This window comes from Ruminococcus sp. zg-924, from assembly GCF_024433635.1.
Classification (GTDB): Bacteria; Bacillota; Clostridia; order Oscillospirales; family Acutalibacteraceae; genus UBA7067.
This window is the reverse complement of the sequence record NZ_WNJZ01000036.1, coordinates 1-1,160: the sequence shown is the minus strand read 5'-3', so window position 1 is coordinate 1,160 and position 1,160 is coordinate 1. Positions and strand designations below refer to the sequence as shown.

Below are 1,160 nucleotides of genomic sequence, written 5' to 3'. Positions count from 1 at the left end.
TGTATGTGTTAAAATGATATGAACCAATAAAAAGAGAAGTAACTTCAAAATATGGTATAATGGATTAGCTACAAAACATTAACCAAGAAAGAAGTACTTCTCATGAATATATTAACACAAGAAGCAAAGAAAAAGCAAGCGGCAGTAAAATTTGCAATCAGAAAAGGGAAAAGCGAGGCAAGCCGCAGATATGGAGTAAGCCTGTCAAGTATAAAACGCTGGTGTAAAAGATATGATGGAACGTGGCAATCGTTGGTAGAAAAATCTCACCGACCGCATAGTAACCCCAACAGACATACGAAAAAAGAAGAAAGGCAAATAAAAAATTCATTTAAGAAGAAATTTGCGAGATATGGATGGGATGGAGTGTATCAGGATTTGCTTCGGAAAGGATATACCCGAAGCTTCTCGGGAATGGTATACGCAGCAAAGCGGCTCGGACTAAAAGAAAATAAGAAGCCCAAAAAGAAAAGTCGAGAACAGCGAAGATATCCGGAGTTAAAAACTCCCGGAGAGAAAGTTCAGATAGATGTAAAAGAAGTGCCTTATAATTGCTTAAGAGGCGAGGTTTTAAGGGACGGGAAGCACCTGTATCAGTGGACAGCGATAGATGAATGTACGAGAAATCGCTTCGTGTATGCATTCGAGGAACACACACCTGAAAACAGCGTAAAATTCTTAAAGATGTTAGTGACGGTATTCCCATTCAAAATACAAACCATTCAAACAGACAATGGAACAGAATTCACTTACAAATACATTAGTGACACCGAGATATGCCCATTTGATAAAGAATTAAAAAAACTTCATATAAATCATAAGTTAATACCGCCGAGAACGCCGTGGCATAATGGCAAGGTAGAAAGAAGTCATAGAAATGATCAAAGATATTTTTATGACTGGGAAACTTTCAGAAATGTTGATGAGTTAAATCAAAAGTTAGAAAAGCATTTGGAATGGAGCAACAATAAACCAATGAGAACGCTCGGATATAAAAGTCCGGTACAACTCTTAGCTGAGAAGATGTCAGCCTGAACCGCTGTGTTTTTGCTTGCCTTTTCCGTTACGCTACGCTCCACTCCAAAGGCAAGCAAAAACACTATACCATATCGTTAGTTTATTTTTTTACCAAATTGGGTCACATCTATTTACAACGCAGA

At 37.8% G+C, this 1,160-nt stretch carries 1 protein-coding gene; it reads left to right on the top strand.

The features are described 5' to 3' along the window. The first annotated feature begins 102 nt into the window (after window positions 1–102). The gene (locus tag GMA13_RS10510) at window positions 103–1,035 is read left to right on the top strand and encodes a DDE-type integrase/transposase/recombinase (protein WP_255884525.1); all 933 of its coding nucleotides are present in this window, start codon (window positions 103–105) and stop codon (window positions 1,033–1,035) included. Window positions 1,036–1,160 lie beyond the last annotated feature (125 nt).